Origin of the sequence: Pseudonocardia oceani (assembly GCF_019263585.2) — a bacterium.
GTDB lineage: Bacteria > Actinomycetota > Actinomycetes > Mycobacteriales > Pseudonocardiaceae > Pseudonocardia > Pseudonocardia oceani.
In genome coordinates this window covers 2177265-2198103 of the sequence record NZ_JADQDF010000001.1, presented here as the reverse complement: position 1 = coordinate 2198103, position 20839 = coordinate 2177265, and the positions used below count along the sequence as shown (strand labels likewise).

23 protein-coding genes are annotated in these 20839 nt (G+C 74.3%); 17 read left to right on the top strand and 6 right to left on the bottom strand.

Going from position 1 to position 20839, the window contains the following annotated elements:
* The first annotated feature begins 14 nt into the window (after positions 1-14).
* From hemB to I4I82_RS10850, 10 genes are all read left to right on the top strand, one after another.
* Positions 15-995, top strand: coding sequence for a porphobilinogen synthase (gene hemB / locus I4I82_RS10895; RefSeq protein ID WP_218595676.1), 981 nt, complete (start codon positions 15-17; stop codon positions 993-995).
* A gap of 101 nt (positions 996-1096) precedes the next feature.
* Complete coding sequence (locus tag I4I82_RS10890; protein WP_218595675.1) at positions 1097-1534, top strand: DUF4282 domain-containing protein; 438 nt, start codon at positions 1097-1099, stop codon at positions 1532-1534.
* A 65-nt stretch (positions 1535-1599) separates the two neighbouring features.
* Positions 1600-2358, top strand: coding sequence for a hypothetical protein (locus tag I4I82_RS10885; protein ID WP_218593595.1), 759 nt, complete (start codon positions 1600-1602; stop codon positions 2356-2358).
* Positions 2359-2401: 43 nt separating this feature from the next.
* Positions 2402-3721 carry a glutamate-1-semialdehyde 2,1-aminomutase gene (gene hemL / locus I4I82_RS10880; protein WP_218593594.1) on the top strand — a complete coding sequence of 440 codons (1320 nt, stop codon included), beginning with the start codon at positions 2402-2404 and terminating at the stop codon, positions 3719-3721.
* Positions 3718-4353 carry a histidine phosphatase family protein gene (locus I4I82_RS10875; protein WP_218593593.1) on the top strand — a complete coding sequence of 212 codons (636 nt, stop codon included), beginning with the start codon at positions 3718-3720 and terminating at the stop codon, positions 4351-4353. The genes hemL and I4I82_RS10875 overlap by 4 nt, the downstream gene beginning before the upstream one ends.
* The gene (locus I4I82_RS10870; RefSeq protein ID WP_218593592.1) at positions 4350-4931 is read left to right on the top strand and encodes a TlpA family protein disulfide reductase; all 582 of its coding nucleotides are present in this window, start codon (positions 4350-4352) and stop codon (positions 4929-4931) included. Before I4I82_RS10875 ends, I4I82_RS10870 begins: the two co-directional genes overlap by 4 nt.
* An 80-nt stretch (positions 4932-5011) precedes the next feature.
* Positions 5012-5788: a cytochrome c biogenesis CcdA family protein gene (locus tag I4I82_RS10865; protein ID WP_218593591.1), complete on the top strand. Its 777-nt coding sequence runs from the start codon at positions 5012-5014 to the stop codon at positions 5786-5788.
* A 96-nt stretch (positions 5789-5884) separates the two neighbouring features.
* Complete coding sequence (resB, locus tag I4I82_RS10860) at positions 5885-7390, top strand: cytochrome c biogenesis protein ResB (protein ID WP_218593597.1); 1506 nt, start codon at positions 5885-5887, stop codon at positions 7388-7390.
* Positions 7390-8301 carry a c-type cytochrome biogenesis protein CcsB gene (ccsB, locus tag I4I82_RS10855; RefSeq protein ID WP_218593590.1) on the top strand — a complete coding sequence of 304 codons (912 nt, stop codon included), beginning with the start codon at positions 7390-7392 and terminating at the stop codon, positions 8299-8301. Before resB ends, ccsB begins: the two co-directional genes overlap by 1 nt.
* Before the next feature lie 120 nt (positions 8302-8421).
* A complete protein-coding gene (locus I4I82_RS10850) occupies positions 8422-9960 on the top strand; it encodes a MinD/ParA family ATP-binding protein (RefSeq protein ID WP_218595674.1) in 1539 nt (512 codons plus the stop codon).
* A gap of 19 nt (positions 9961-9979) precedes the next feature.
* On the opposite strand, the gene I4I82_RS10845 is transcribed toward I4I82_RS10850, so the two are convergent.
* Entirely contained in the window at positions 9980-10192 is a 213-nt protein-coding gene (locus I4I82_RS10845) for a hypothetical protein (protein ID WP_218594689.1), read from the bottom strand.
* 72 nt (positions 10193-10264) lie between these two features.
* Positions 10265-10483 (bottom strand): BldC family transcriptional regulator, encoded by a 219-nt coding sequence (locus I4I82_RS10840; protein ID WP_218594688.1) that lies wholly within the window; start codon positions 10481-10483, stop codon positions 10265-10267.
* A 140-nt stretch (positions 10484-10623) separates the two neighbouring features.
* Here I4I82_RS10840 and I4I82_RS10835 point away from each other — a divergent pair, with 140 nt between their 5' ends.
* The gene (locus I4I82_RS10835) at positions 10624-10905 is read left to right on the top strand and encodes a DUF4229 domain-containing protein (protein ID WP_218594687.1); all 282 of its coding nucleotides are present in this window, start codon (positions 10624-10626) and stop codon (positions 10903-10905) included.
* An 8-nt stretch (positions 10906-10913) separates the two neighbouring features.
* On the opposite strand, the gene I4I82_RS10830 is transcribed toward I4I82_RS10835, so the two are convergent.
* From I4I82_RS10830 to menE, 3 genes are all read right to left on the bottom strand, one after another.
* Positions 10914-11795, bottom strand: coding sequence for a 1,4-dihydroxy-2-naphthoate polyprenyltransferase (locus I4I82_RS10830; RefSeq protein ID WP_218595673.1), 882 nt, complete (start codon positions 11793-11795; stop codon positions 10914-10916).
* 99 nt (positions 11796-11894) lie between these two features.
* Positions 11895-13427: a DUF8814 domain-containing protein gene (locus tag I4I82_RS10825; protein WP_218595672.1), complete on the bottom strand. Its 1533-nt coding sequence runs from the start codon at positions 13425-13427 to the stop codon at positions 11895-11897.
* Between the two features lie 129 nt (positions 13428-13556).
* The gene (gene menE / locus I4I82_RS10820; protein ID WP_218592624.1) at positions 13557-14672 is read right to left on the bottom strand and encodes an o-succinylbenzoate--CoA ligase; all 1116 of its coding nucleotides are present in this window, start codon (positions 14670-14672) and stop codon (positions 13557-13559) included.
* Between the two features lie 153 nt (positions 14673-14825).
* Between menE and I4I82_RS10815 the strand changes: the two genes are divergently transcribed.
* Positions 14826-15020: a hypothetical protein gene (locus I4I82_RS10815; RefSeq protein ID WP_218592623.1), complete on the top strand. Its 195-nt coding sequence runs from the start codon at positions 14826-14828 to the stop codon at positions 15018-15020.
* A gap of 24 nt (positions 15021-15044) precedes the next feature.
* Here I4I82_RS10815 and I4I82_RS10810 read toward each other — a convergent pair whose 3' ends face one another.
* Complete coding sequence (locus tag I4I82_RS10810) at positions 15045-15977, bottom strand: 1,4-dihydroxy-2-naphthoyl-CoA synthase (RefSeq protein WP_218592622.1); 933 nt, start codon at positions 15975-15977, stop codon at positions 15045-15047.
* 136 nt (positions 15978-16113) lie between these two features.
* On the opposite strand from I4I82_RS10810, the gene I4I82_RS10805 reads away from it, so the two are divergent.
* The 5 genes from I4I82_RS10805 (at position 16114) to I4I82_RS10785 (ending at position 20782) form a co-directional block, all read left to right on the top strand.
* Complete coding sequence (locus I4I82_RS10805) at positions 16114-16722, top strand: hypothetical protein (protein ID WP_218592621.1); 609 nt, start codon at positions 16114-16116, stop codon at positions 16720-16722.
* 25 nt (positions 16723-16747) lie between these two features.
* Complete coding sequence (locus I4I82_RS10800; RefSeq protein ID WP_218592620.1) at positions 16748-17866, top strand: TerD family protein; 1119 nt, start codon at positions 16748-16750, stop codon at positions 17864-17866.
* Positions 17867-17868: 2 nt separating this feature from the next.
* Positions 17869-18579 carry a GntR family transcriptional regulator gene (locus I4I82_RS10795; RefSeq protein ID WP_218592619.1) on the top strand — a complete coding sequence of 237 codons (711 nt, stop codon included), beginning with the start codon at positions 17869-17871 and terminating at the stop codon, positions 18577-18579.
* Positions 18580-18651: 72 nt separating this feature from the next.
* Positions 18652-19464 carry an N-acyl homoserine lactonase family protein gene (locus tag I4I82_RS10790; protein WP_218592618.1) on the top strand — a complete coding sequence of 271 codons (813 nt, stop codon included), beginning with the start codon at positions 18652-18654 and terminating at the stop codon, positions 19462-19464.
* Between the two features lie 34 nt (positions 19465-19498).
* The gene (locus I4I82_RS10785) at positions 19499-20782 is read left to right on the top strand and encodes a hydroxyacid-oxoacid transhydrogenase (protein WP_218592617.1); all 1284 of its coding nucleotides are present in this window, start codon (positions 19499-19501) and stop codon (positions 20780-20782) included.
* Positions 20783-20839 lie beyond the last annotated feature (57 nt).

Genomic DNA, 20839 nt, shown 5'->3' with positions numbered 1-20839 from the left:
CGTAGGCTGGCCCCATGGCGTTCCCCTCCCACCGCCCCCGCCGCCTGCGCTCCACCCCGGCCCTGCGGCGGCTCGTCTCCGAGACCGACCTGCGGCCCCGGCACCTGGTCCTGCCGCTGTTCGTGCGGGAGGGGATCGGCGAGCCGGTGCCGATCGCGTCGATGCCCGGGGTCGTGCAGCACACCCGCGACTCCCTGCGCAAGGCGTGCGTCGAGGCCGTCGAGGCGGGCGTCGGGGGGCTGATGCTGTTCGGCGTCCCCGCCGTGCGCGACGCCACCGGCACCGCGGGCGTCGACCCGGACGGCGTGCTCAACGCGGCCCTGCGCGACGTCCGCGCCGAGATCGGGGACGCATCGGTGCTCATGGCCGACACCTGCCTCGACGAGTTCACCGACCATGGCCACTGCGGCGTCCTCGACGCCGACGGCGGGGTCGACAACGACGCCACCCTCGCCGTCTACGCGCAGATGGCGGTGGCGCAGGCCGACGCCGGGGCCCACCTGCTCGGCCCCAGCGGCATGATGGACGGCCAGGTCGGCGTCCTGCGCGACGCGCTCGACGCGGCCGGGCACGCCGACACCGGCATCCTCGCCTACACCGCCAAGTACGCCTCGGCGTTCTACGGCCCGTTCCGCGAGGCCGTCGACTCGCAGCTGCGCGGCGACCGCAAGACCTACCAGCAGGACCCGGGCAACGTCCGCGAGGCGCTGCGCGAGCTCGCGCTCGACCTCGAGGAGGGCGCGGACATGGTGATGGTCAAGCCGGCGATGTCCTACCTCGACGTGCTGCGCGCGGTGGCCGAGATCGCCGACGTGCCGGTCGCGGCGTACCAGGTGTCGGGGGAGTACGCGATGGTGGAGGCGGCCGCCGCGAACGGGTGGCTCGACCGCGACCGCACGATCACCGAGACGCTCACCGCGATCCGCCGGGCGGGTGCCGACGTCGTCCTCACCTACTGGGCCACCGAGGTGGCGTTGCGACTCGGTCGCGGCTGAGCGTCGATCGGGCCCTGACCGGCGGTCATCGGGGTAGGCTGCCGCCGCCAGTGATCACCCGGGGCTTTGCGAAGCGCCGAGCCAGCGCACCGAGGAGAACGATGAGCTACGACCCCGCAGGCGGTCAGCCCGGAGGCCAGGGGTGGCAGGGCGGGCAACAGCCCCCCTACCCGCCGCCCCCCGGCGGTGGCTACGGCCAGCAACCGCCCGCCGGATGGGGGCCGCCCCCCGGCCCCGGCGGTCCGTCCGGCTCGCCCGCGCAGAAGAGCTTCTTCTCGGCGCTGTTCGACTTCACGTTCGACAGCTTCGCGACGCCCGGCCTGATCCGGATCCTCTACATCATCGGCACCGTGCTGATCGTGCTCGGCTGGCTCGGGTACGTGGTGGTCGGCTTCAGTGCGCTCGGCGCCGCCGCCGGCATCGGCATCCTGATCTTCGGCGCCATCTTCGCGCTGTTCACGATCGCTCTCCTGCGCGTGTCGCTCGAGTTCTACTACGCGGTCGTGCGCATGTCGGAGGACATCCACAACCGTCGGTGACCACCGGAGATCCCGGCCCGGCAGGCCCCGTGGACACGCTCCGGGCCGGGATCTACGGTGGCGCCGTGAGCTACCCCGAACCGGACGACCGGCCGAACCTGGACAAGGGCCCGGGTGCCGGGCAGCAGCCGGGCCAGCAGGCCTACGGCACCGGTTACGGCGGCGTGCAGTACCCGTACCCCGAGGGCCAGGCCCCGGCCGGGCAGCCCTACCCGGGGCAGGGCCAGCCGGGACAGCAGCCGGGACAGCCGTACCCGGGCCAGCAGGGGCAGCAGGGCTACCCGTACAACCCCTACGGCCAGACCCCGTACGGCCAGTCGCCCTACGGCGGCTACCCGGCCGGGCTCGACGACCGGGGCTCGGCGCCCGCGCGCCGCCCGGGGATCCTCGTGCTCGGCCTCGTGCTGCAGATCCTCGCGGCGCTGCCGTTCCTCGTCTTCGGCGCCATCGTGCTCGCGGTCCCGCTCGACTCCGCGACGATCCCGCCCGAGGTGCTCGACAACCCCGACCTCGCCGCCGCCGGTGTGACGGTGGAGACGCTGCTCTCGTTCGTGCGGGTGTTCGGTGGCATCTTCGTCGGGCTGTCGCTGATCTACATCGTGTTCGCCGTGGTCGCCTTCACCGGGCGCAACTGGGCGCGCATCCTCGTCACCGTCATGACGGTCGGGTTCAGCCTGTTCCTGCTGTTCGCGGCGTTCACCGGCGGCGCGGCCGACCCGGCCGGCGCGGGGATCCTGCTGCTGCCGGTGCTGCTCGCCGTGCTCGGCGTCGTGATCCTCTTCCTGCCCGCGTCCAACGCCTGGTTCTCCGCGCCCCGCCGCTGAGGCCCTCGCGCGGCCCCGCCGGCCGGATGTGAGACTGGCGGCCGTGGCCTCACGCACGACGTCGTCCCAGGACCTGTTCGCCCGCGCCTCGACCGTGATCCCGGGCGGGGTCAACTCCCCGGTCCGCGCGTTCACCTCGGTCGGGGGCACGCCGCGGTTCATGACGTCGGCGCGGGGGCCCTGGCTCACCGACGCCGACGACAACCGCTACGTCGACCTCATCTGCTCGTGGGGCCCGATGATCCTCGGGCACGCGCACCCCGCCGTCGTCGACGCCGTGCGCAGCGCCGCCGGCCAGGGCCTGTCGTTCGGCGCGCCGACGCCCGCGGAGATCGAGCTCGCCGAGGCGATCATCGGCCGGGTCGGGCCGGTGGAGCAGGTGCGGCTGGTCAACTCCGGCACCGAGGCGACGATGAGCGCCATCCGGCTGGCCCGCGGCATCACCGGGCGCAAGGTCATCGTCAAGTTCGCCGGCTGCTACCACGGCCACGTCGACGCGCTGCTGGCCCAGGCCGGCTCGGGCGTCGCGACGCTGGGGCTGCCGACGAGCCCGGGCGTCACCGGTGCGCAGGCCGCCGACACCGTCGTCCTGCCCTACAACGACCTCGAGGCCGTGCGCGCGGTGTTCGCCGAGCGCGGCGACGAGATCGCGTGCGTCATCACCGAGGCGGCCGCGGGCAACATGGGCGCGGTCGCGCCGGTCGAGGGCTTCAACGCCGGCCTGCGCGACGTCTGCCACGCGCACGGCGCGCTGCTCGTCGTCGACGAGGTGATGACGGGCTTCCGCGTCTCGCCGTCGGGCTGGTACGGCCTCGACGGGGTGGCGGGCGACCTCTACACGTTCGGCAAGGTCATGTCCGGCGGGCTGCCCGCCGCGGCCTTCGGCGGGTCGGCCGAGCTCATGGCCCACCTCGCCCCGGCCGGGCCGGTCTACCAGGCGGGCACGCTCTCGGGGAACCCCGTCGCCGTCGCCGCCGGGCTCGCCACGCTGCGCACCGCCGACGCCGCCGTCTACGCCGCCCTGGACGCCAACGCGCAGCGCCTGGGCACCCTGCTCGGCGACGCCCTGTCGGCCGCGAGCGTGCCGCACCGCGTGCAGTACGCGGGCTCGATGCTCTCGGTGTTCTTCTCCGCGGACGAGGTGCACGACTACGCCGGCGCACAGGCCGCCGCGACCTGGCGGTTCCCCGCCTTCTTCCACGCCCTGCTCGACGCCGGGGTGTACCCGCCGCCCAGCGCGTTCGAGGCCTGGTTCGTCTCCGCCGCCCTCGACGACGAGTGCTGGGAGAGGATCGAGGCCGCGCTGCCGGCCGCCGCGCAGGCCGCCTCCACCGCGACCTCGCCCGCCGAGGCCGCGCAGTGACCCCTCCGCGCACGGTCGTCCACGTCCTGCGCCACGGCGAGGTCCACAACCCCGACGGCATCCTCTACGGCCGCATCCCCGGCTTCCGGCTCTCGGACACCGGGCGCCGGCAGGCCCGGGTCGTGGCCGAGGCGCTCGCCGGGGCCGACCTGGCCGCCGTCGTCGCCTCCCCGCTGCAGCGCGCGCAGGAGACCGCCGCGCCGATCGCCGCCGCGCACGGCCTGGAGATCGGCACCGACGAGGGGCTGCTCGAGGCGGGCAACCAGTTCGAGGGCCTCAAGGTCGCGGTCGGCGACGGCGCTCTGCGCGAGCCGCGGCACTGGCCCAAGCTGCGCGACCCGTTCACGCCGTCGTGGGGCGAGCCGTACCTGCAGATCGCGCACCGGATGCTCGGCGCGGTGCACCGCGCGCGGGAGCTCGCGCCCGGCCGCGAGGTGCTGTGCGTGTCGCACCAGCTGCCGATCTGGACGCTGCGCCGGTTCGTCACCGGGCAGCGGCTGTGGCACGACCCGCGCCGCCGCCAGTGCGGGCTCGCCTCGCTCACGACGCTGGTGTTCGACGGCGCCGAGCTGACGCAGCTGCGCTACTCCGAGCCCGCCGGCCCGAGCGACCCGCGGAAGACCGGCGCATGAGGAGGCTCGCGCTCGCCGTCGTCGCGGTGCTGGGGCTGGCGCTGGGCGGCTGCTCCACCAGCCGGGACGCCGTGGCGAACGACGGCGAGTTCACGTTCGTCGCCCCCGGCGGGCAGACGACGATCCTCTACGACCCGCCCGCCGACCGCGGCAGCGTCCGCGGCATCGAGGGCGAGAGCCTGCTCGACCCGGGGCGGACGATCGGGCTCGACGACTACGCGGGCCAGGTCGTCGTCCTCAACGTGTGGGGATCGTGGTGCGGGCCGTGCCGCGAGGAGATGCCGGACCTGCAGTTCGTGCAGGACACCGTCGAGGGTGTGTCGGTGCTCGGGCTCGACGTCCGCGACTCCCGCGACGCCGCCGCCGACTTCGTCCGCGACCGCGGCCTGACCTTCGACTCGATCTACGACAGCCCGGCGCGCACGCTCGCGCAGCTGTCGGGGTACCCGCGCAACACGACGCCGTCGACGCTCGTGCTCGACAAGCAGCACCGGGTCGCGGCGGTGTACCTGACGCAGATCCGGATCCCGGAGCTGATCCCGGTCGTCGAGCGGCTCGTGGCCGAGCCCGCCGCCTGACCCCACCTGCGACGCGGTCCACTACACGACGTAGAACCCGGCGCGCGGGGGTGGGGTGCACCGGCCTACCCTGGTGCCCGATGGATCCCTCGACCACCCTCGCGGTCTCCGGCCCGCTGCTGGTAGCGGCAGCCGTGGCCGTGCTGGCGGGCGCCGTGAGCTTCGCGTCGCCGTGCGTCGTGCCGCTGGTCCCGGGCTACCTCGCCTACCTCGCCGGCCTGGTCGGCGCCGAGGCCCCGCCCGCCACGGCGGAGCAGGCGCGGCAGCGGCGCAGCGGGAAGTGGCGCGTCGCGGGTGCGGCGGGGCTGTTCGTGCTCGGATTCACCGTGGTCTTCGGCGCGATCCTCACCGGCGTCGTCTGGCTCGCCGACACGCTCGTCGCCAACGAGGCGCTGCTGCAGCGCGCGGGCGGCGTCGTCATGATCGCGATGGGGCTGGCGTTCGTCGGGCTGATCCCGGTGCTGCAGAACGAGCGGCGGGTGCACTGGGTGCCGCGCACCGGGCTGTGGGGCGCCCCGCTGCTGGGCGCGGTGTTCGGTCTCGGCTGGGTGCCCTGCATCGGCCCGACGCTGGCCGGGGTCGTCGCGGTCGCGGCGGGCACCGGCGGCGGCTCGCTGCGCGGCGTCGTCCTCACGCTCGCCTACTGCGCCGGACTCGGGTTGCCGTTCGTCGTCATCGCGCTGGGGGCCTCGCGCGCCGTCACCGCGCTGGGCTGGCTGCGCCGCCACACCCGCTCCATCCAGATCGGGGGCGGCGTGCTGATGGTGGCCGTCGGCCTCCTGCTCCTGTCCGGGCTCTGGGGCGGGCTGCTCGCGCAGCTCCAGGTGTCCGTCGCCGGCTTCACCCCGGTGATCTGAGTGGTCACCGACGCGCCCGTCCGCGCCACCCCGCCGCCGCGCACGCCGCCCCCGGGCTGGCTCGTGCTGCGCAACGGCTGGCGCGCGCTCACCTCGATGCGCACCGCGCTGGTGCTGCTGTTCCTGCTCGCGCTCGCCGCCCTGCCCGGCGCCCTGCTGCCCCAGCGCTCGCTCAACCAGCGCCTGGTCGACCAGTACTTCGCCGACCACCCGACGCTGGCCCCGCTGCTCGACCGCGTGTCCGCGTTCGACGTGTTCGCCGCCCCGTGGTTCGCCGCGATCTACCTGCTGCTGATGATCTCGCTGATCGGCTGCGTGCTGCCCCGCACGGTCGACGACCTCACGGCGCTGCGCGCCAAGCCCGTCGCCGTCCCGCGCAACCTCGCCCGCCTGCCCCACCACGGCGAGGGCGCGCTCGACGCCGACCTCGACGCCGCGGCCGGCCGCGTGCGCGCCGGGCTGCGCGGCTGGCGGGTCGCCGAGCGCGAGGAGGACGGGCGGCGCACCTTCTCCGCCGAGAAGGGCTACTCCCGCGAGGTCGGCAACCTGGTGTTCCACCTGTCGCTGGTGGGGCTGCTGATCGGGTTCGCGGCCGGCAAGCTGTTCGGCTACGAGGGCCAGGTCATCGTGCCCGCGGGCGGCGGCGAGTTCTGCAACACCGGGATCCTGGGCTACGACTCGTTCCGCGCCGGCACGCTCGTCGACGGCACCGACCTCGCGCCGTTCTGCATCCGCGTCGACGACTTCACCGCCTCCTACCTGCCCACCGGCCAGCCCGACCGCTACGACGCCGCGCTGGGCTACCAGACCGGCGACGACCTCGCCTCCGGCTCCGCCGACGCGTGGCGCTCGTTCCCGCTGTCGGTCAACAACCCGTTGCGCACCGACGGCGCGCGCGTCTACCTGCTGGGCAACGGCTACGCGCCGGTCTTCACCGTGACCTTCCCCAACGGGGACTCCCGCACCGGCGACGTCCAGTGGCGCCCGGTCGACCAGGCCACGCTGCTGTCGGAGGGCGCCACGAAGTTCGAGCCGCCCGGAGTCACCGACGACGAGCAGCGGCGCACCGGCCAGCTCGCGATCACCGGGCTGCTCGCGCCCACCACGTCGGGCGGGGACGTCGTCACGTCGGTGTTCCCCGACCTGCGCGACCCGGAGGTCGCGGTCGACGTGCTGCGCGGCGACCTCGGCCTCGACGACGGCCGCGGGCAGTCGATCTTCGAGGTCGACCAGGGCCAGGTGGAGTCGGGCGAGCTGGTGCGCGTGGCGCGCGAGAACCTCGTGCCCGGCCAGAGCCTCACCCTCGACGACGGCACGACCGTGCGCTTCGACGGCGTGCGCAAGTGGGTCAACCTGCAGATCAGCCACGACCCGGGCCAGGTCTGGGTGCTGGTCTTCGCCGTCACCATGCTGATCGGCCTCGCGGCCTCGCTCGGGGTGCGGCGCCGCCGCTTCTGGGCCAGGCTCAGCCCGTCCGGGGCGCCCGGTCGTACCGTGGTGGAGCTCGGTGGGCTCGCCCGCACCGACCGCGCCGGGTACGGCGAGGAGTTCGACCGCCTTCGGGCGGACCTGCTGCGAACCGAAGTGGAGAAGGACGCCTGATGCTCGCCCTCTACAGCGACCGACTGTTCATGGCCGCCGTCGGCGTGTACGTGCTGGCGATGGTGCTGCACGCCGCCGAGTTCGCGGCCGCCCGGTCGGCGAAGCCCGCGCTGGTCGGCGCCGGCGGCCCGGACGGCGACGGGCGCCCGGTCGAGGAGGCCCGCCCCCGCGGCGAGCGCTTCGCCCGCATGGCCGTCTCGCTCACGGTGCTGGGCGCACTGCTGCACCTCGGTTCGATCGTCACGCGCGGCGTCGCGGCCGAGCGCTGGCCGCTGGGCAACATGTACGAGTTCACCTCGGCGATCTGCCTCGCCGCGGTCGTCGGCTGGCTGGTGATGCTGCGCCGCTCGCCCGTGACGCGCGCCGTCGGGCCGTTCGTGCTGCTGCCCGTCGTCGTCCTGCTGTTCCTGGCGGGCACCGTGCTCTACGCGCAGGCCGCGCCCGTCGTGCCCGCGCTGCAGTCCTACTGGCTGGTCATCCACGTCACGACGATCACCATCTCGTCGGGGCTGCTGCTCGTGCCGGGCGTCGCGAGCATCCTGTTCCTGCTGCGCGGCTCGGGCCGGCTGCCCGAGCGCCTGGCCGAGCGGCTGCCGTCCTCGGACGTGCTCGACCGGCTCGCCTACCGCACCACGATCATCGCCTTCCCGCTGTTCACGTTCGCGGTCATCGCGGGCGCGATCTGGGCCGAGGCGGCCTGGGGCCGGTTCTGGGGCTGGGACCCCAAAGAGACCGTCGCGTTCGTCTCGTGGGTCGTCTACGCGGCCTACCTGCACGCCCGGGCCACCGCCGGGTGGCGCGCGGCCGGCGCGGCCTGGATCAACGTGGCCGGGTTCGCGACCGTGCTGTTCAACCTGTTCTTCATCAACATGGTGGTCGCGGGCCTGCACTCCTACGCGGGTCTGGGCTGAGCGGGCGGTACGAGGCGAGGGCCACCCGTACGCGCCTCGACCACGGGCGAGGACGCGACTACCGTCGGCGTCCGTGACAGGGTCCAACGGTAGGTACGACGGGTTCGACGGGAAGCGTTGATGACGGAGCGTGATTCCGAGGGCGACGGGGACTACCCCGACGGCTCGGTGGGCCGCTATGTCCGCGAGCAGTGGGGCGCCGCCCCGACCCCGCGCAAGACCCGGCCCTACGTGGCGCCCGTGCGGCAGCCGGATCCCGCGGAGGAGCCGGCACCGGAGCCCGGTGGGGAGGTGCCCGCCGGTGACTCCTCGCTGCCGCTGCGGCCCGCCGCGCCTCCTTCTGCCGCGCCCCGGCTCGACGAGCTGAGCGGGCACGACGACGTCGACGCGTGGGCCGAGCGGGGCCGCGCCGCCGCGCACCGCGCCCCGGCGGCCCCCACCGACGCCCCGCCGCGCCGCGCGCCCGACGTGCCCGACCTGCGCCCGGCCGACCCGCGCCCCCGTGACGCCGCCCCGGAGCGCGCGGCGGGCCAGTCGCCCCCGCGCCCGCCGCGCCCCCCGTACGGCACCGGCCCGTCCGGATCGGTGCCGTCCGCCCCTGCGCCCGCGCCGTCGGGCAACGGGTCCGCGCCCGCCGACCCCGGCCCGCGCACGCCGCCCCGCGGGGCCCCGCGCTGGACGGACCCGGGAGCCGTCGCCGCCCAGGAGGCGCAGCAGGCGCGCAACCCCGGCCAGCCCGACCTGTCGTCGGCGCGGCTGCTGCGCCCGACCAAGCGACCGCCGCAGTCGGGCTGGCGCCGGCTGGTCTACGTGCTGTCCGGGCGCCTGCTCAACCCGGGGGAGAGCCCGGCCGACGTGCGGCGCCGCGAGCTCACCGTGCGCATCAACCAGCCGCTGCTGGGCTGCTACAAGATCGGCGTGCTCAGCCTCAAGGGCGGCGTCGGCAAGACCACGATGACGGCCACGCTGGGCGCCACGTTCGCGTCGCTGCGCGGCGACCGGGTGGTGGCCGTCGACGCCAACCCCGACCGCGGCACGCTGAGCCAGAAGATCCCGCTGGAGACCAGCGCCACCGTGCGCAACCTGCTGCGCGACGCCCAGCGCGTCCGCCGCTACACCGACGTGCGGGCCTACACCTCGCAGGGCGCATCACGGCTCGAGGTGCTGGCCAGCGAGCAGGACCCGGCGGTGTCGGAGGCGTTCAGCGAGGACGACTACCGGCGCACGGTCAACCTGCTGGAGCACTTCTACAACATCGTGCTCACCGACTGCGGCACCGGACTCATGCACTCGGCCATGTACGGCGTGCTCGGCGTGGCCGACCAGCTGATCATCGTGTCGTCGAGCTCGATCGACGGGGCGCGCAGCGCGTCGGCCACGATGGACTGGCTCGACGCGCACGGGCACGGCGACCTCGTGCGCAACGCGGTGGCCGTGGTCAACAACGTGAGCCGCTCGTCGGGCGGCGTCGACCTGGACCGGGTGGCGGAGCACTTCGCCGCCCGCTGCCGGGCGGTCGTGCGGATCCCCTTCGACGCGCACCTGCAGGAGGGGGCGGAGGTCGATCTGGACCGGCTGGAGCCGGCCACCAGGCTGGCGCTGCTGGAGCTGGCCGCAGCCGTGGCCGACGCCTTCGCGTCGGCCCACAGCGGCGGCTAGGGATCCCCGTCGGGGCCGGTCAGCCGGCCGGCGGCTCGTCCTGGCGCTTGACGCGCTCGTCGAGTTGACGCAGGAAGTCGGGATCGTCGTCCGGGCCGCTCACGCGCGGCCGGGCCGGGCCGGGAGCGGGACGCTCGCCCTGGGGGAGCGCGTCACCGTTCGCGGTGCCCATCGCCTTCCAGAGCACCAGAGCGATGATCGCCGCGCCGACGAACGCGATGAGAAACAGCATGTGCACCACCTCCGCCGTCGAGGTTAGCGGAGGTGGTGCTGCGTCGGGGTGAACCCGTGCGGCGGAGCGTGCTCAGCCGTGTGCGGGCGGCAGCGTGGCCTCGCTGGTGAGGTCGGCGAGCAGGCCGCGGACCTCGGACTCGCGGAAGCGGCGGTGCCCGCCGGGGGTGCGGATGGAACCGATGCGGCCCGCGGACGCCCAGCGGGTGACCGTCTTGGGGTCGACGCGGAAGAGGCCGGCGACCTCACCGGGCGTGAGGAGCCGCTCGTCGCTGCTCGTGGGTGCTGCCATGGTGCGCCTCCAAGTGGATGTCCTGGTCCATCGTGACACTCGGGACCCCGGGTACTCGAACGGTTGTCCGGAGGTAAAGGGCGCCTAAAGGACGAAACGGACGAGTGTCCACCTCCTGGAGCGGGTCGTACGCTGGAACCATGACGTCTCCCTCGGCCCCGGGCCTGCTGCCCACCGTCGGGCTCTACGCGGTCGCGCGGCTCGGGCTCGTCGCCCTCGTCGCCGCGCTGCTGATGCTCGCCGGGGTGCCGGTCGTCGTCGCCGTGCTCGTGGCGCTGATCGTCGCGCTGCCGCTGTCGATGGTGCTGTTCCGCGGCCTCCGCTCGCGCCTGGACGCGGCGCTGGCGGAGTCGTCGCGCAGGCGGTCGGTGGAGCGCGAGGCGCTGCGGTCGCGCCTGCGCGGGGAGCCGGGGCCGGAGTAGGGCGGCGCTCAGACGAGCGCGGTGACGGCCGCGCCCACCGCCGTCAGCACCGACCACGCGAGCAGCAGCACCCCGGTGGCGCCCAGCACGCGGACGAGCGCGCGGCCGTCGGCCCCGCCCAGCACCTGGCGCGCCGGCGCCACCGCGAGCGGCAGGGCCAGCAGCGCGAGCAGCATCGGCCAGCTCCGCAGCCCGGCCAGCGCGGAGAGCAGGAACGGGGCCGTCACCAGGGCGACGTAGAGCCGGCGGGTGTCGGTGTCGCCCAGCACGACGGCCAGCGTGCGCTTGCCGGCGACGGTGTCGGTCGGGATGTCGCGCAGGTTGTTGGCCACGAGCACGGCGCAGGCGAGCAGGCCGACCCCGACCGCCCCGATGACGGCGAGCGGGTTCGGCGGGCCGCTCTGGGTGAGCACGGTGCCGAGCACGGCGACCGGCCCGAAGAACACGAACACGGCGATCTCGCCGAGCCCCGCGTAGCCGTAGGGGCGGGAGCCGCCGGTGTAGAACCAGGCGCCCGCGATGCACACCGCGCCGACCGCGATCAGCCACCACTGCCGCGACAGCGACACCAGCGTCAGCCCGGCCAGGCCGGCCACGGCGAAGCAGCCGAAGGCCACGGTGCGGACGGTGGTGGCCGCGGCGAGCTTCGAGCCGACGAGGCGCAGCGGGCCGACGCGGTCGTCGTCGGTGCCGCGGATGCCGTCGGAGTAGTCGTTGGCGTAGTTGACGCCGACGACCAGCGCGACGGCCACGAGCAGCGCCAGCAGCGCCCGCCCGGGGGCGACGGTGCCGGCCCCCACGGCGACCCCGGTGCCGACCAGGACCGGGGAGACGGCGGTCGGCAGGGTGCGGGGGCGGGCGCCCTGCACCCACTCGCTCAGCGTGGCCACGGGGGAACGCTATCCATCTGCCGGCCCGGGGGTTGCAGGAAGGCCACCTTGCTGACGGGAACCGTCAGCAAGGTGGCCTCCCCGCAACGGGGGAGCGGGTCAGGAGGGGGCGGCGGCGGTGGTCGTGGAGGCGACCGACGGGGTCGTGGGCGCCGCCGTCGCGCGGGCCGAGCTGCCGCGCTGCGCACTCGTCGCACCCTCGGTCGTGCCGGCGGCGCCCTCGGGGGAGACCGGGCCGGGGGCGTCGGTGGGGCCGGGGGCGTCCGCCGGACCGGGGACCTCGGTCGGGACGATCGCGGGGGCCGGGGCGGGAGCGTCGGTGGGAGCGGCGGCGTCGGTGGGAGTGGTGATCCCGAGGTCCGTGGCCGCGGCGGCGTCGGACTGCGTCGGCGCCGCGGCGGGGGTGTCGGCGGTGCAGGCCGCGACGTCGTCGGCGCCGCTGACGTCGCCCGCCCCGATGTACTGGTCGGCGCCGATCCGCAGCCAGGTGTCCGCGCCCGACACCGTCGAGCACTCCACCGGCACGGCGGCACGCTCGGCGGCCACGCCCACGACCTCGGCGGCCGCGTCGGGCGCCGCGAGCACGTCGACCGGGGACTCCGAGCTCACCAGCGACAGGCGGACCGAGCCGGTCCACAGGTAGTCGACGCTGACCCAGGCGTTGTCGGTCAGGCCCAGCGCGTCCCAGAACAGGCCGTCGCCGAGGTCGATGCCGGCGGGGTTGGAGGGGGTGCGGCCGTACTGGTCGCGGCCGCCGTTGTAGCCGTCGGTGTGCGCGGCCTGGGCCTGCGGCACACCCTGCGGGAGGTCCTTCCACTCCTGGCGCTGGTCGGCGGGGTTCCAGTAGTCGTCGCGGGTGTTCCAGGGGCCCACGTCCCAGACCGGTGCGAACGCGCAGCGGCCGTTGGGGGCGCAGACCTTGACCGAGTAGTCGCTCGTGCCGCGCGGGGCGAGCGCGCGGCGCGAGGGCAGGGCGACGAAGTGGTCGCGCTCGGCGATCACGTGCCCGTTGGCGGTGGTGCCGCCGGCCAGGCCCTCGCGGGTGGCGAAGACGCGGTAGTTGAGCGTGGCGGTCTCGACGACGGCCTCGGTGCGCGCCGCGGCCGGGTGCGCGGTGACCGTGACGCCGCGGACGGTGGGCTCGGCGGCGGTGTCACCGGTGAGCACGAGGCGGGTCTGCACCTCCGACGTCGGCTCGGGCAGGGTCGCGGTCCCCGTGGTCCCCGTGGTCCCCGTGGTCGCCGTGCTGCCGGTCGTGGGGACCCACTCGGTCCAGCCGCCCGACGCGCGGCGCCCGCGGACGTCGACGACGGCGGTGCTGCCCGCGGGCAGGTCGCCGTCGACGGCGGTCTCCACGCGGTCGGTGCGCATCTCGAGCGCGTGCGTCGGCAGCGTCAGGAGGCCGGTCGGGACCGGCGCGCCGTCGGAGTCGGCCGGGAGCAGGTGGGTGCCGGCGTGGTCGAGGCGGGCGGCGCCGCCGTCGACGACCACGCCCGCGCTCTCGCCGGCGACCAGGTCCGGGCTCCACACCGACGCCGGGACGGGCTCGGCGGCCGCCGCCGGTGCGGCCGTGCCGAGCGCGAGGGCGCCGACGACGGCCAGCAGGGTGGCGGTGCGCAACCTCATCGGCATGCTGAGAACTCCCCGTGTGGTTTCTGTGACTGCTGGTGCTGGTGTTGCTTCTGATGGCGCAGCAGACCGGACGGGGGAGTAGTGGTCAATCAACTCAGAGTGAGCGCACCGAACTGATGGCGCCCGCCGTCACCCGCCCGGGTGGTCGGGCCCCGGCCTCACCGTGACGAGGAGGGACACGGCCGCACGATCGTGCTTGCCGATTCCCCGGACCGGGATCTCCAGGACGTCGACGATCCGGCGCGGCACCGCGGCCCGCCCGAGGGCGGTGCGCACGGCGTCGCGGAGCCGGTCGTCGTCGGGGCGGTCCGGTCCGGCCACCACAGCGGCCGCGACGGCCTGCCCCCACTGCGGGTCGGGCACCCCCACGACGCACACGTCCCGCACGCCGGGCTGCGCGGCGAGCACCTGCTCGACGGCCGCGGGCGCCACCTTCTCCCCGCCCGTGACGATCACGTCGTCGGCGCGGCCGAGCACCTCGAGACGGCCCTCGCGCAGACGCCCGAGGTCGCCGGTGCGGAACCGCCCGCCGAACGCGGGCCCCCCGACGTAGCCGGTGGCGAGCGTCGGCCCGCCCAGCACGATGCGCCCGTCGTCCTCCAGGTCGACGGTGACGCCGTCGAGCGGCACGCCGTCGTAGACGCAGCCGCCCGCCGTCTCGCTCATCCCGTAGGTGGTGACGACGGCGACCCCCGCGTCGAGCGCGCGGCGGCGCAGGCCGGCGTCGAGCGCCGCCCCGCCGACGAGCACCGCGCGGTAGCCGCACAGCGCGTCGAGCGCGGCGCCACCGGCGTCGAGGACGCGCAGCAGCTGCGTCGGGACCAGGCTGGTGTGCCGCGGACCGGGCGGAAGGCGCGCGGTGGCGGCGGCGAAGTCGTCGGGGCGGAAGCCGCCGCGCAGGTCCTGCACCACCGGCGGCGCCCCGGCCAGCAGGGCCCGCACGACGACCTGGACCCCGGCGACGTGCTCGGCCGGCAGCGCGAGCAGCCACCGCGCCTCTCCGCCCAGGCGCGCGGCGGTGGCCGCGGCCGACGCCCGCAGCGCGGACGCCGGCAGCGCGACGAGCTTCGGTTCGCCGGTGGACCCCGAGGTCGCGATGACGACGGCGGTGCCGGGCGGGGGCTCCGCGGCGGGTGCGGTGCCGGTGTGCGGCAGGACCGCGGGGCCGCCGTCGAGCGCGTCCGCGAGCGCCGCGGCCAGGGCGTCGACGGAGCCGGGGGAGCCGTCGAGGGCGAGCGTCCGCATGCCCCGAGTCCACACCGTCGCCGTGCCGGGGGCCCATCGGGGCACCGGTCCGGCCGGGATCGTGACGGTCCGTGCCGAGGGCATCACCCACACGGGGAGGTCGCTCACGCGGATGAGACGCAACACTGCAGCTCACGAGCCCGATGAGCAGGCATGGAGATCATGAGCTGGGTGGCGGTCGGGGTGACGGCGTGGATGGCGCTGTCCGTGCCGCTCGCCCTCCTCGTGGGTACGGCGATCCGCGCCGGCGCCCGGGGCGGGCAGCGGAGCACCGTCCGGCGGCAGCCGGCCCACCAGCGGCACGGGCTGGGCTGCGCGGGACGGCGGATGGTGCGCGGGATCGCCTGAGGCCCGTTCAGTAGTGCCAGGGGGTCAGTAGTGCCAGGGGTAGGCGGCCCAGTCGGGGTCGCGCTTCTGCAGGAACGCGTCGCGGCCCTCGACGGCCTCGTCGGTCATGTAGGCCAGGCGGGTGGCCTCGCCGGCGAACAGCTGCTGCCCGACCAGGCCGTCGTCGGTGAGGTTGAAGGCGTACTTGAGCATCCGCTGCGCCGTCGGCGACTTCCCGTTGACCTCCTTCGCCCACTGCAGCGCCGTCGCCTCCAGCTCCGCGTGCGGCACGACCGCGTTGACCGCGCCCATGCGGTGCGCGTCGGCGGCGGAGTAGGTGCGGCCGAGGAAGAAGATCTCGCGGGCGAACTTCTGCCCCACCTGCTTGGCCAGGTACGCCGAGCCGTAGCCGCCGTCGAAGCTGCCGACGTCGGCGTCGGTCTGCTTGAAGCGGGCGTGCTCGGCGCTGGCGAGCGTCAGGTCGGCCACCGCGTGCAGCGAGTGCCCGCCGCCGGCCGCCCACCCGTTGACGACCGCGATCACGACCTTGGGCATGAACCGGATCAGCCGCTGGCACTCGAGGATGTGCAGGCGCCCGGCGCGCCCGGCCTGCACCGTGTCGGCCGTCTCGCCGGCGCGGCCGGTGGCCGTGTCCGTCACCGTGTACTGGTAGCCGGTGCGGCCCCGGATGCGCTGGTCACCGCCCGAGCAGAACGCCCACACCCCGTCCTTGGGCGCCGGGCCGTTGCCGGTGAGCAGCACGCAGCCGACATCCGGGCTCTGGCGGGCGTGGTCGAGGGCGCGGTAGAGCTCGTCGACGGTGCCGGGGCGGAACGCGTTGCGCACCTCGGGCCGGTCGAACGCGATGCGTACCGCTCCGGTGTCGACGGCGCGGTGGTAGGTGATGTCGACGAAGTCGAACCCCTCCACCGGACGCCACGCGGAGGGATCGAACGTCTCGGAGACCTGTTCGGGCACGACCCGCACCTTACGGATCGCGTGCGCGGGGTCGGTGCACACCGTGCCGCGCCGTGCACGCGCCGGGACCCGTGCACCGCGACCGGCGGGTGTGCACGGCCGCGCGGGGTGGGGGGAGGTCTGCGAGGCTGGATCCGTGACCGACGCGCCGACCACCCGCGGCCGCGCCGGGCTCGTCGCCGCCGTCGCCGCCCCCGGGGTCCTGGTCGCCGCGGCCGGGCTGTTCCACCCCCGTGCGCTGGCCCCGTCGACGGCGCCGCTGTGGTGGCAGCTGCACGTCGTCCTGCTGCCGCTGTTCCCGCTGCTGGCCGTGGCGGTGTGGGTGCTGCTGCGCGGCGAGCGCGGGCCGCTGGCCCGGGCGGCGCGCGTGGCCGCCTACGTCTACGCCGCCTTCTACACCGCGCTCGACGTGCTGGCCGGGATCGGCGCCGGGTACCTCGTCGACCGCGCGCAGGGCGGCAGCCAGGAGGCGCTCGACCTGCGGGTGCTGGGCAACGACCTCGGGATGGTCGGGTCGTGGGCGTTCCTCGTGGCCACGGCTCTCACCGGGGTCGTGCTGGTGCGCCGACACGGGCGTGGCGCGCTGCCCGGCGCGGTGGTCCTGGTCGGCGGGGCGGCGAACTTCCTGCACGGGCACGTCTACTGGCCCTCGGGCGGGCTCGCGGTGCTCGCGATCGGCGTCGGCTGCGGGTTGCTGGCGGCGGCCGCGCACCCGGCCGCCGTCGCGCGCTCCTCCCCGGCCTGAGCGCGGGACTGGCAGGATCGCGGGCGTGCAGACCCTGCCCAAGGGCGCCAACGCGCCGCTCCCTCCCGGTCCCGTCTCGGTGCGCGTCACGGCCGCCGCCCCCGTCGACATCTCCGCGCTGCTCGTCGCGGCGACCGGCAAGGTGCGCGGCGACGCGGACTTCGTGTTCTACAACCAGCCGCAGGCGCCGGGCGTCCGCTACGACCCCGACGGCGTCGACGTCGACCCGGGAGCGGTCGAGGACGCGATCGAGACGGTGGTCGTCACCGCGAGCCTCGACGGCCGCGGCCCCGCGTCGTTCGGCGCGCTCGGCGGGCTGCGGATGGACGTGGCCGTCGCCGGCACCCCGGTCGCGACGTTCACCCCCGAGGGCCTCGGTGCGGAGACGGCGCTGCTGTGCGTCGAGATCTACCGCCGTGGTGCGCAGTGGAAGGTCCGCGCGGTCGGGCAGGGCTACGCGAACGGGCTGGGCGGCATCGCCACCGACTACGGCATCTCCGTCGACGACGAGCCGGCGCCCGTGGAGCAGCAGGCCGCACCCGCGCCGGCGGCGCCGTCCGTCGTCAACCTCGACAAGGGCAAGGTCTCGCTGGCGAAGCGGCAGACGGTGTCGCTCACGAAGACCGGCGCGCCGCCGCTGCGCCGCGTCGCCATGGGCCTGGGCTGGGACCCGGCGCGGGGCGGGCGCAGCATCGACCTCGACGCCTCCGCGATCGTCATCGGCAGCCGCGGCAAGAAGACCGACTCGGTGTGGTTCATGTCCAAGAGCGCGTTCAAGGGCGCGCTGGAGCACTCCGGCGACAACCTGACCGGCCACGGCGAGGGCGACGACGAGACGATCGAGGTCGACCTCGCGAAGCTCCCGGACGACGCGCAGGCGATCGTCTTCGTCGTCAACTCCTTCCAGGGGCAGCGGTTCACCGAGGTGAGCCGGGCGTACTGCCGGCTCATCGACCTCGACACCCGCGCCGAGCTCGTCCGCTTCGAGCTGACCGACTCGAAGCCGCACACCGGCGTGATCATGAGTGTGCTGCGCCGCTCCGGCGTCGCCTGGACGATGACCGCGATCGGCGAGTTCCACGACGGCAAGACCGTCCGCGCCATGTACGGGCCCGCCGAGCAGCTGCTCCGGGGCCTGGACTAGCCGTGGAGCAGGTCCGCTCCGACAGGATGGACGCGCGCGTGCTCGGTGCGCTGCGCGCCGCCGTCATCTCCGGGGAGCTCGCGCCCGGGTCGCTGCACTCGGTGCAGGCGCTGGCGACGCAGCTCGGCGTCTCGCGCACGCCGGTCCGGGAGGCGCTGATCAAGCTGGCGCAGCTCGGGATGGTGCGGTTCGAGCGCAACCGCGGGGTGCGGGTCCTGCAGACCTCGCTGCACGACCTCGAGGAGGTCTTCGCGCTGCGGCTGCTGCTGGAGGTGCCGGCGACGCGCCGGGCCTGCGAGCTGATCGACGCGGCCGGGCGCAAGGAGCTGCGGCGGGTCTTCCGGGCGATGGAGCGCGCCGCCGACGCCGACGACGAGTTCGCCCTGTGGGAGCACGACCGGCACTTCCACCGCGCGCTGTTGCAGGCCTCGGGCAACACGCGCCTCGCGCACTACGTCGACGGGCTGCGCGACACGGTGCTGCGCCGCGGCGTGTCGACGGCGCGGTCGTCGCGGTCGCTGCACGAGATCGTCGCCGAGCACCTGGTGGTGCTGGAGCGCATCGAGGCCTCCGACGCCGACGGTGCGGCCGCCGCGATGCGGGCCCACGTGCTGCACACCGCGGAACTGCTCATCGCCCAGGAGGGTGGTGAGCCGGCGGGTTCGCTGGAGATCGACCTGGCGTGGACCGATGGACGCGTGCGCACGGATTGACGAGTGGCATGTCACATGTCACGGTGCGCACAGGCGCGTCCGAGCGCGTCGCTCGACGGCGAGAGGATCCCCATGGCCACAGCGAACAAGGTCACCGTCATCCCCTGCGGGGCGATGACCGCAGACCTCACCTGGCTCCTGCTCAAGCCCGGTAAGTCGATCACCGACCGGAACCACAAGGACGGTCCCGCCCCCTGGGTGGACGTGCCCACCCACTGCGTGCTGGTGGAGACCGACGAGGGCAAGGTCCTCTGGGACACCAGCTGTCCGAGCGACTGGGAGGACCGCTGGGCCCCCACCGGGCTGCAGGACTTCTTCCCCTACGACAAGGTGTCCGACGACGAGTACCTCGACGCCCGGCTCACCCAGCTGGGCGTCGGCCTCGACGAGATCGACTACGTCATCCTGTCGCACCTGCACTTCGACCACGCCGGCAACGCGCAGATGTTCAAGAAGACCAACGCGAAGCTGGTCTGCCACGAGCGCGAGAAGGACTTCGCGTTCAACTTCGAGGGACCCTTCAACGGCGCGCACCTCAAGGCCGACTACGAGGGCCTGGACTTCCAGACCGTCTCCGGCGACACGGAGTTCCTCCCCGGCATCACGCTGATCGAGACCCCCGGTCACACCGTCGGCACGATGTCGATGCAGGTGGACCTGCCCGACACCGGCACGATGATCTTCACCTCCGACGCCGTCTACATGGGCGAGAGCTTCGGCCCGCCCGCCACGCCGGCCGCGATCGTCAACAACCTCGAGGACTTCTACAAGTCGGTCGAGAAGCTGCGCGGCATCCAGGAGAAGACGAACGCGACGATGGTGTTCGGCCACGACGCCGAGCAGATCCACCAGCTGCGCGTGGCTCCGGAGGGCTCGTACACGTGACCGCCGACGTACCTCTCCCCGCGGAGGCGAGATCATGACCGGGATCGAGCTGAAGGAAGAGACGATCTTCACGTGGGGCGCGCCCCCGCTGAAGTTCGGCGCCGGTGCGTCGGACGAGATCGGCTTCGAGATGTCGGGCTACGGCGTCGAGCGCGTCCTGATCGTCACCGACCCCGGCGTCAGCGCGCTGGGCATCCCGCAGCGCATCGCCGACACGCTGGCGCGCTACGAGATCTCGTCGGAGATCTTCGACGGCGTGCACGTCGAGCCCACCGACGACTCGATGAACAAGGCCGTCGAGTACGCCCGCGCGCAGGGTGACTGGGACGGCTTCGTGGCCGTCGGCGGCGGGTCGGCGATCGACACCGCCAAGGCGATCAACCTGCTCACCAGCCACCCCGGCGAGCTGATGGACTACATCAACAAGCCGATCGGTGCGGCCAAGGCCCCGCCCGGGCAGCTCAAGCCGCTCATCGCGGTGCCGACGACGGCGGGCACCGGGTCGGAGTCCACCGCCATGTGCGTGCTGGACATCCTGTCGATGAAGGTCAAGACCGGGATCAGCCACTGGCGGCTGCGCCCGACCCTGGCCGTCATCGACCCGCTGCTGACGATGACGCTGGGCCCCGAGGTCAGCGCGGCGTCGGGCATGGACATCGTGTGCCACGCGGTCGAGAGCTACACCGCGCGCTACTACACGACGTTCGACCGCAAGAAGCCCGAGGAACGCGTCACCTACTGCGGGTCGAACCCGGTGTCGGACCTGTGGTGCGAGAAGGCGATGTCGCTCATCGCGCAGTCGTTCCGAGGCTCGGTGCGCGAGGGGTCGCTGGAGGACCGCTCGAACATGATGATGGCCGCGACGTTCGCGGGCATGGGGTTCGGCAACTCCGGCGTGCACATCCCGCACGCGAACGCCTATCCGATCGCGGGCATGGTCAAGGACTACCGCCCCGCGGGCTACCCGCAGGACGAGCCGATGGTGCCGCACGGCCAGTCGGTGTCGCTGACCGCGCCCGAGGCGTTCCGCTTCTCCTTCGAGTCCGCTCCCGAGCGGCACCTGAAGGCCGCGGAGATGATGGACCCGCGGGCCGACAAGCACGCGAAGCCGTCGGAGCAGCTGCCGTCGGTGCTCGTCTCGCTGATGCGCGACATCGGGATCCCCAACGGGATCGGCGGCGTCGGCTACACCGAGTCGGACGTCCCGGACCTCGTCCCCGGCACGATGAAGCAGGCCCGCCTGCTCGCGACGTGCCCGAAGACGCCGACCGAGGACGACATCGCCGGGATCCTCACCCGGTCCATCGAGAACTGGTAGCCCCCGTGAGCGGGAACCGTGGCCCCGGCCACGGTTCCCGCTCACGAGCACCGGAGG